8 protein-coding genes are annotated in these 9134 nt (G+C 68.4%); 5 read left to right on the top strand and 3 right to left on the bottom strand.

Annotated elements, in window-relative coordinates; genetic code table 11:
- Window positions 1-54 precede the first annotated feature (54 nt).
- Window positions 55-465, bottom strand: coding sequence for a hypothetical protein (locus ACWF9G_RS15515; protein ID WP_452515935.1), 411 nt, complete (start codon window positions 463-465; stop codon window positions 55-57).
- A gap of 177 nt (window positions 466-642) precedes the next feature.
- Here ACWF9G_RS15515 and ACWF9G_RS15510 point away from each other — a divergent pair, with 177 nt between their 5' ends.
- Window positions 643-2814, top strand: a complete 2172-nt coding sequence (locus ACWF9G_RS15510) for a molybdopterin-dependent oxidoreductase (RefSeq protein ID WP_452515933.1) — start codon at window positions 643-645, stop codon at window positions 2812-2814.
- 169 nt (window positions 2815-2983) lie between these two features.
- Window positions 2984-3613, top strand: a complete 630-nt coding sequence (locus tag ACWF9G_RS15505) for a pyridoxamine 5'-phosphate oxidase family protein (protein ID WP_379310591.1) — start codon at window positions 2984-2986, stop codon at window positions 3611-3613.
- Here the strand turns inward: ACWF9G_RS15505 and ACWF9G_RS15500 are convergent, their stop codons facing one another.
- Window positions 3614-4111 carry a GtrA family protein gene (locus tag ACWF9G_RS15500; RefSeq protein ID WP_452515931.1) on the bottom strand — a complete coding sequence of 166 codons (498 nt, stop codon included), beginning with the start codon at window positions 4109-4111 and terminating at the stop codon, window positions 3614-3616.
- Between the two features lie 15 nt (window positions 4112-4126).
- On the opposite strand from ACWF9G_RS15500, the gene ACWF9G_RS15495 reads away from it, so the two are divergent.
- The 3 genes from ACWF9G_RS15495 (at window position 4127) to ACWF9G_RS15485 (ending at window position 8430) form a co-directional block, all read left to right on the top strand.
- Window positions 4127-5554, top strand: coding sequence for an FAD-binding protein (locus tag ACWF9G_RS15495; protein WP_452515929.1), 1428 nt, complete (start codon window positions 4127-4129; stop codon window positions 5552-5554).
- Window positions 5551-6330 (top strand): decaprenylphospho-beta-D-erythro-pentofuranosid-2-ulose 2-reductase, encoded by a 780-nt coding sequence (locus ACWF9G_RS15490; RefSeq protein WP_379310585.1) that lies wholly within the window; start codon window positions 5551-5553, stop codon window positions 6328-6330. The genes ACWF9G_RS15495 and ACWF9G_RS15490 overlap by 4 nt, the downstream gene beginning before the upstream one ends.
- A gap of 129 nt (window positions 6331-6459) precedes the next feature.
- Window positions 6460-8430 carry a galactan 5-O-arabinofuranosyltransferase gene (locus tag ACWF9G_RS15485; RefSeq protein ID WP_452515927.1) on the top strand — a complete coding sequence of 657 codons (1971 nt, stop codon included), beginning with the start codon at window positions 6460-6462 and terminating at the stop codon, window positions 8428-8430.
- A 7-nt stretch (window positions 8431-8437) separates the two neighbouring features.
- On the opposite strand, the gene ACWF9G_RS15480 is transcribed toward ACWF9G_RS15485, so the two are convergent.
- On the bottom strand, window positions 8438-9064 hold the full coding sequence (locus ACWF9G_RS15480; protein ID WP_452515925.1) for a TIGR03086 family metal-binding protein: 627 nt from the start codon (window positions 9062-9064) through the stop codon (window positions 8438-8440).
- Between the last annotated feature and the right edge of the window lie 70 nt (window positions 9065-9134).

Here is a 9134-nt window from a genome sequence, read left to right as displayed (position 1 = left end):
GCGGTCGATCCCCGCAGGGATCCCGTCCGACCCGGCCCGAGCTTTTTTCAGCGCCTACTTCAGGCCGAGAGCCGCACTGCCCGTATCGAGCAGATCCTGGATCGGGTTGCCCGCCGCGTCGCCTACGGCGACGGTCTTGTCCAGCAACTCGACGGCCGGGCTGTTGACGCTGCAGGACTCGCCCTCACCGACGTAGAGGTGGACTCGCACCCGGTGGTTGCCCGCCTCGATGTTCGCGAGCACCGCGGACGGCTTCTCCTTGGAGAGGATGGCGCTCTGCAACATCTCGTCCACCATCACCGTCCCGGACCAGCAGGCGTCGTCGGTGTTGTTGATGGAGACGGTGATGGTGTCGGCACCACCCACCGCGTCGGCGGTCCGCGCGGCGGACGCGGTGCCCGCGAACAGGGTGATCGCGACGGCGGCGAGGGCGGTGGCCCCGCTGGCAAGCTTGAAAGTACGCATTGTTCCCTTCCCGTACCCCCCTCGGTGGTGATCATAGGACCATCCGACCATTTCGCATGCCCCCAATAGTGTTGGCGGAAAACATGTTTCGAGAAACATGAACTTGGGCAAAACGGTCATCCGCACGGCTTTGCGCGTTTTCCAACCCGGGTGCGCCGGTCGGCGTAAGGATGGGGCATGGCTCCGCGAACGCTGCTGCGCACCTGTCCGCTGTGTGAGGCCGTCTGCGGTCTCGCGATCACGCTCGACGACGCCGACCGGGTGGTCTCGGTGCGCGGCGATCGCGACGACCCGTTCAGCAAGGGCTTCCTGTGCCCGAAGGGCGCGAGCTTCGGCAAGCTCGACGAGGACCCCGATCTGGTCACCACCCCGCTGATCCGCGAGGGCGACGCCTTCCGCGCCGCGAGCTGGGACGAGGCGTTCGACCTGATCGCGACGAGGTTCACCGAGGTCGTCACGGCGCACGGCAGTGGCTCGACCGCGGTCTACCTCGGCAATCCCAACGCCCACACCGTCGCCGGCGCGCTCTATCTGCCCGCCCTGATCCGCGCGCTGAGCACCCGGCACATCTACACCGCGAGCACCGCCGACCAGATGCCCAAACAGGTCGCGGCCGGGCTCATGTTCGGCGACCCGCTGACCGTGCCGGTCCCCGACCTCGACCGCACCGACTTCCTGCTGATGCTCGGCGCCAACCCGCTCGAATCCAACGGGTCGCTGTGTACCGCGCCGGACTTCCCCGGCAGGCTGAAGGCGCTCCGGGCCCGCGGCGGCAAGCTGGTCGTCGTCGACCCGAGGGCGACCAGGACCGCGGCGCTGGCCGACGAGCACCTGTTCATCCGGCCCGGCGCCGACGCCTACCTGCTGTTCGCCGTCGTCCACACGCTCTTCGCCGAGGAACTGACCGACGTGCGGATCGAGGCCGACGGCATCGACGACCTGCGCGCCGCCGCCGCGGAGTTCAGCCCGGAATCGGTGGTCGAGCGCACCGGCATCCCCGCCGACACCATCCGCGACCTGGCCCGCGACCTCGCGGCGGCGCCCACCGCCGCCGTCTACGCCAGGATCGGCACCTGCACCGCCGAGTTCGGCACGCTCACCCAGTGGCTTGTCGACGCGATCAACGCCCTGACCGGCAATCTCGACGCCCCCGGCGGCGCCATGTTCGCCACCGCGGCGGCGGGGGGCATCTCACGCACCAGGCCGTTCCGGCCGGGCCGCTGGACAAGCAGGGTCCGCGGCCTGCCGGAGGCGATGGGCGAACTGCCCGTCGCCACCCTCGCCGACGAGATCGAAACCCCCGGTCAGGGGCAGATCAAAGCCCTGGTCACGGTCGCGGGCAACCCGGTGCTGTCCGCGCCGAGCGGCGCGAGGCTCGACCGCGGACTGGCCGGGCTGGAGTTCATGGTCAGCGTCGACCGGTACGTCAACGAGACGACCAGGCACGCGTCGGTGATCCTGCCGCCGCCGCGCTCGGTGCAGTCGTTGCATTACGACTTCGCGCTGCTTCAGTTCGCGGTGCGCAATTACACGCGGTACTCGCCGCCGCTGGTTCCGCTCGACGGCCGCCCGTCCGAATCGGCGGTGATCGCGCGGCTCGCCGCCGCCGTCAGCGGGCAACCGCACGCGGGCACCGGCGCCGAGAGCCCGATCGCGATGATCGACGAGCTCGTCATCTCCGGCATGTTGCACAAGGCGGGGATGAGCGATCGGCGCGACGAGCTCGACGGCGCCGACACGACAGAACAGCGCATCGACCTGATGCTCAAGCTCGGCCCATACGGCGCGTGGAACGGCGGCGAGCTGAGCCTGCGCGCCCTGCTCGCCAACCCGCACGGCATCGACCTCGGCCCGCTGCGACCGCGCCTGCCCGGCGTGCTGCGCACCGCGTCCCGCAAGGTGGAACTCGCGCCGCCGGAGCTGCTCGCCGACGTCACCAGACTGCGCGCCGGACTCGCGGCGAGCGCACCGGAGATGGTGCTGATCGGGCGCAGGCAGCTGCGCTCCAACAACAGCTGGATGCATAACATCGCCGGCCTTGTCGGCGGATCGAACCGGTGCACGCTGCAGATCCATCCCGACGACGCGAGCAGACTCGGTCTCGGCGAGCTGGCCGAGATCAGTTCGGCGGCGGGCTCATTGACGGTTCAAGTCGAGCAGACGCCGACGATCATGCCGGGCGTGGTGAGTTTGCCGCACGGCTGGGGACACGGCGCGAGCACCACCCAATCGGTCGCGCTCGCGCACGCCGGCGTGAATGCCAATGTGCTGACCGATGATTCGGTGGTCGACGCGGTGTCCGGCACCGCCGTGTTCAACGGCGTCCCTGTGACGGTAGGACCGGCCTGATCAGTCCACTCCGGAAACCGCTGCGCAAACCCGGTTTTCATATCATTCGCAACAATGGACACACCACATAACTCGTGAGGCTCCCCTAGACTGGGTGAGATTGCAGTCACAAGCGGGGGTTTCAGCGCGAAACCCGCATCACCCGGTTCGGCTAGCAGAGGGGGCCCCGATGCCCGGAAAACACGTCGGCAGCGACGGAGAGCACGAGCTTCAGGACACGTTGGGCACCGCGGACAGGGCCGAACGCTTCTACGACGACCAGGTGATCGACTACCTGAACCCGTCCATGGTCGAATTCGTGGGGCGGATGGACATGGCGTTCATCTCCACCGCCGACTCGCACGGCGAATGTGACGCCAGCTTCCGTGCGGGTACGCCGGGATTCCTGCACGTCATCGACGAACGCACGATTGCGTACCCCGAATATCGAGGTAACGGAGTAATGGCCAGCCTCGGCAACATCCTCGAGAACCCGCATGTGGGGATCTTGATGATCGACTTCGTTCGCGACCTGATCGGGCTGCACATCAACGGGAAAGCCCGCATGGTTGCCGACAGTGAGCTACGCGAGACCGTCAGCGATCTTCCAGACGCTGAACGCGGGAAGACATCGCAGGTGTGGGTCGTCGTCGACGTGGAAGAAGCCTATATCCACTGCCGCAAGCACATTCCGCAGATGGTGCCGGTCGCGCGGGATCGCCGCGAGTGGGGCACCGACAACGTCAGAGCGAAGGGCGGCGACTACTTCGGCGTCAAGGCAGGCAAGCAGCCCGCGCCGACAGCGGCGAAGGCCAGCTGACTACTTGAGCCTGAAGATCACCAGCCGCTGTACGACGAAGTTGATGACGGTTGCGGTGCCCTGCGCGACAACGAACGCCAGCGGCTGCCGCCACCACTCGTCGGGCAGCGCGAAGTACAGCACCGCGTTGATCCCGACCTGGACGGCGAAGGTCACCGCGTAGAGCGCGACGACGGCGAAGAAGCGCGCCCTGCTCGGTTCGGCCTTGAACGTCCAGCGGCGGTTGATCAGGTACGCGGTGGTCGTCCCCGCGACGAAGCTGATGGCCTTGGCCAGGCTCACCGGAAGGCCGACCAGGTTCAGCAGCAGGGAGTAGATGCCGTAGTCGACGATCGCCGAGAGGCCGCCGGTCAGCGTGAACCGCACGATCTGCGTCTTCAGGTCTACGTCGGTCCCACCGGGCTCGTCGACCAGGGGAATCTCGGCGGGAAGCGGCAGATGCGGTTGGGCTTGCACGTGAGGAAGACTACGAGACCGGTCGCGATTCCCGCCATGCATGTAGCCTCTTAGCCGATGTCCGAGAACATTCCGACCACCACCGACGGTGCGTTTGCGCTGCCTACGCGCACGCGCACGCTCACCGGATGGGGTCGCACCGCACCCACCTCCGCCGAAGTGCTCTCGACCAGCGATCCCGAGTTGATCGCCAAGGCCGTGAGCATGGTCGCCGAGGACAACGACTCCAAGCCGGCGCACTTGCGACGCGGCGTGATCGCCCGTGGCCTCGGCCGCTCCTACGGCGACCACGCGCAGAACGCGGGCGGCCTCGTCATCGACATGCCAGCGCTCAACCGCATCCACCGCATCGACCGCGATTCCCGCATGGTCGACGTGGACGGCGGCGTGAGCCTGGATCAGTTGATGAAGGCCGCGCTGCCGTTCGGCCTGTGGGTCCCCGTGCTACCCGGCACCCGCCAGGTGACCATCGGCGGCGCCATCGCCTCCGATATCCACGGCAAGAACCACCACAGCGAAGGCAGCTTCGGCAACCACGTCCGCTCGATCGACCTGCTGACCGCCGACGGTCAGGTGCGCACGATCTCGCCGACCGCCGACGCCGAGCTGTTCTGGGCCACCGTCGGCGGCAACGGACTGACCGGCATCATCCTGCGCGCCACCATCGAGATGGCGCCGACGGAGACGGCCTACTTCCTCAACGACGGCGTGAAGACCTCCACGCTGGACGAGACCATCGCGGTGCACAGCGACGGCAGCGAGGCGGACTACACCTACTCGAGCGCGTGGTTCGACGTGATGAACCCGCTGCCCAAGCTGGGTCGAGCCTGCCTGACCCGCGGCAGGCTGGCCAAGGTCGACGAGCTGCCCAAGAAGCTGCGCAAGAACCCGCTGAAGTTCGACGCGCCGCAGCTGCTGACGGTGCCGAACATCTTCCCGAGCTGGTCGGCCAACCGCCTCTCGCTCGGCGCGGTCGGCGAGGCGTACTACGCCATGGGCGGCACCTACACCGGCAAGGTCCAGAACCTGACGCAGTTCTATCACCCGCTCGACATGATCGCGGAGTGGAACCGGGTCTACGGTGCGGCAGGCTTCCTGCAGTACCAGTTCGTCGTCCCGACCGAGGCCGTCGAAGAGTTCAAGCGGATCATCATCGACATCCAGGCGTCCGGGCACATCTCCGCGCTCAACGTGTTCAAGCTGTTCGGTGAGGGCAACGCGGCGCCGCTGAGCTTCCCGATGCCCGGCTGGAACATCTGCGTCGACTTCCCGATCCGTCGTGGCCTCAACGAGCTGGTCACCGATCTGGACCGGCGCGTGATGGAGTTCGGCGGCCGCCTCTACACCGCGAAGGACTCGCGGACCAGCGCGGAAGCGTTCCACAAGATGTACCCGCGGATCGACGAGTGGATCAAGATCCGCCGCAGCGTCGACCCGACCGGCGTTTTCATGTCCGATATGGCCAGGAGGCTGGAGCTCCAGTGATCAACGCAGTGGGCAACCCACAGACCATTCTGCTGTTCGGCGGTACCTCCGAGATCGGTCTCGCGATCTGCGCCGAGTACCTGCGCAAGAGCCCGGCCCGGATCGTCCTGGCCAACCTGCCCGGCGACCCGCTGCTCGAGGGCGCGGTCGCGCAGCTGAAGGCGGCCGGTGCGACCCAGGTCGACGTCATCGACTTCGACGCGCTCGACACCGAATCGCACCCGAAGGTCGTCGACTCCGCGTTCGCCGCGGGTGACGTCGATGTCGCGATCGTGGCGTTCGGTGTGCTCGGCGACGCCGAGGAGCTGTGGCAGAACCAGCGCAAGGCGGTCATGACCGTCGGCATCAACTACACCGCCGGTGTGTCGGTCGGCGTGCTGGTCGGCGAGAAGTTCAAGGCGCAGGGCCACGGCCGGATCATCGTCATGTCCTCGGTGGCCGGTGAGCGCGTTCGCCGCTCCAACTTCGTCTACGGCTCGACCAAGGCAGGCCTCGACGGCTTCTACCTCGGCCTCGGCGAGGCGCTGCGCCCGCACGGCCCGCGCGTCACCGTCGTGCGCCCGATGCAGGTGCGCACCTCGGCGACGAAGGCGCACTGGGAAGCCACCGGCTCCAAGGAAGCCCCGCTCACCGTCGATCCCGAGGACGTCGCCCGGATGGCCGTCTCCGCCTCGGAGAAGGGCACCGAGATCGTCTGGGCACCCGGCGAGGCTCGCTACCTGATGTCGGCGCTGCGCCACGTGCCGCGCCCGATCTTCCGCAAGCTGCCGATCTGATTCACCGCTGACCCGAACTGCCGCATCGTCCCCGGACGGTGCGGCAGTTCTCGTTCACGCCCGCGGGCGAGGCCTCCACTAGGCTGGCCCGGACCGTAGAGCCGACAGGAGCTGGAGGACAGCGCGCCGATGACGACGAACGAACAGGTGCCGTCGGTGCGCAGGATCGGGGCAGGGGTCGGTGAGGGCGCGGCGGCCGCGCTGGTGGCGCTCGTCGTCGCCGCGGTCGGGCTGTTCGCGTTCTCGGCGGTGCAGTGGCCCGCGTTCAACTCCTCCAATGTGACCCGGGCGCTGACCACCGTCGGCCAGGTGGTCGCCATCGCGCTGCTGGTGGTGTCGGTGCTGCTGATCCGGCTGCGGAAGTGGCCGGTGGTGGCGAAACTGGCCTCCTGGGTGGGCATTTCGAGCTTTGTGACGGTGACGCTCGGTATGCCGCTCGCGGCGACCAAGCTGTATCTGTTCGGTGTCTCGGTGGACCAGGAGTTTCGCACCGAATATCTGACGCGGCTCACCGACAGTGCGGCGCTGCGGGATATGACCTATGTCGACCTGCCGCCGTTCTATCCGGCGGGCTGGTTCTGGATCGGCGGCCGCGTGGGCAACCTGCTCGGCATGGACGGCTGGGAAGTGTTCAAGCCGTACGCGATCGGGCTGCTCGCCGTCGCCGCGGCGGTGGCGCTGGTGCTGTGGACGCAGCTGGTGCGGGCCGACCTCGCGGTCGGCGCCGCGGCGGCGGTGACCGCCATGACGCTGGCCTACGCCTCCCCCGAGGCCTACGGCGCGGTGCTTGTCGTGTTCATTCCGCCGGTGCTCGTGCTCGCCTGGGGTGCGCTGCACCGGTCGACGGGCGGGTGGGGCGCGGTGCTCGGCACCGGGCTGTTCCTCGGCGTCGCCGCCTGCTTCTACACGCTGTACCTGGCGATCGTGGCGTTCACCGTGGTGCTCATGGCCGTGGTCGCGGCGGGTGTGGCCGTGTACACGCGCAAGGAAGACCTGCGCCCGCGGGTCGGCGGACCGCGTGCCGTCGGTGGTCCGGCGCCGTGGCGGTCGGCGATCGCGCCGCTGACCAAGCTGGTCGTCATCGGGGCCATCGCCGCCGTGCTCGCACTGGTGGTGTGGGCGCCGTATCTGCTGAAGATGCTGTCGGGGGCGACACTGCCCTCCGGCAACGCCTTCCACTATCTGCCGCAGTCGGGCGCCGAACTGGCGTTCCCGATGCTGGAGTTCTCGCTGCGCGGTGCGCTGTGCCTGCTCGGGGTGCTGTGGCTGGTGCTGCGCGCCGGAACCTCGCGCCGGGCCCAGTCGCTGGGGCTCGGGGTGGTGGCGATCTACCTGTGGACGCTGCTGTCGATGGCCGCGACCGCCGCGGGCACCACGCTGCTGTCGTTCCGGTTGGAGCCGGTGCTGCTCGCCCTGCTCGCCGCCGCAGGCGTTTTCGGCTTCGTCGAAACCGCGGCCCTTGTGTACCGGGCGATGAACGACTCGACCCCGGTACGCACTGCCGCCGGCGTGGTGGCGGTGCTCGGCGCACTCGCTTTCGCTCAGCACATTCCGACCGTGCTCACCCACGAGATCGATACCGCCTACACCGACACGGTGCCGACCGATGTACCCAACGCCGAGGGCACTTTCGGCGAACGCGCCGACAAGCGCAAGCCCTCAGCGGTCGCCTACTACCACCCGATCGACGAGGCCCTGCTGGCCCGAACCGGCCGCCCCCGAGACGACACCGTCGTCCTCACCGCCGACACCAGCTTCCTGTCCTTCTACCCTTACTTCGGCTTCCAGGCCCTCACCTCGCACTACGCGAACCCGCTGTCCGACTTCAAGGACCGCGCCGCCACCATCGCCGCCTGGAGCAAACTCGACTCCGCCCCCGCCCTCCTCGACGCCATGGCGACGGCCCCGTGGCGAGCCCCCGACGCCTTCCTCTTCCGCCGCGACAGCGACACCTACACCCTCCGCCTCGCCGAAGACGTCTACCCCAACGACCCCAACGTCAAGCGCTACACCGTCGCCTTCCCCAAAACCCTCTTCGCCGACCCCGCCTTCACCACCACCGACATCGGCCCCTTCACCCTGATCACGGTCCGCCGCTGAGGCTTCCTCAGGCGGTGCGGCCGAGGTAGTGCAGGAGGTCGTCGACCGGGCCGGTGGAGGTGGCCTCGACGACGGAAGCGTAGGCGCCCCACTGACGTAGAGGTTCGACGATCTCGGCGTCGACACCGCTGCCGGGAGCCGCGTGGACGGTGCGGGCCGCGGTCAGCAGGTGGGTCGCCAGCTCGTCGGTCAGCGGGGAGGGCTGGCCGGTGGCGACGGCGATATCCCAGGCGTGGACGGCGGCGTCGAGGGCGGCCAGAGTTGCGGCGACCGAGGTGGGGAGGTCGCCGTGTGGGAGCGGGGTGGGGACGGTGGCGGTGGAATCGGCGACGGTGGCCCAGGCGGCGGCGGTCTCGTCGACGGCCGCGCGGACCAAACCGGCGGCGGAACCGTCGATGGTGCCGGACGGAGCGAAGGGGTTGTAGCTCGGGCCTGCGCCTATGCCGAGGGCAGCGGCGTAGGCGAGCTGGTCGCCCGCCGCGTGCTGGATCACCTGGGTGACCGTCCATTCCGAGCATGGAGTCGGCAGGTTCCACTGGTCGTCGCGGATGCCCGCGACGACGTCGGCGAGGGCGGCATAGGAGGTGGCGACGACGTCGCGCCACACGGTGTCGAGGGCTGCGGTGCTGTTCATGATGGAGCCTTCCTTCTCGGTGATGACTCCAGCTTAGAAACCCATTAGGCTCGTTTCTTTCCTAATTTCC

The sequence above is a fragment of the Nocardia sp. NPDC055029 genome, from assembly GCF_053608525.1.
The sequence above is the reverse complement of the archived record's forward strand: the minus strand, read 5'-3'. Positions and strand labels throughout refer to the sequence as shown.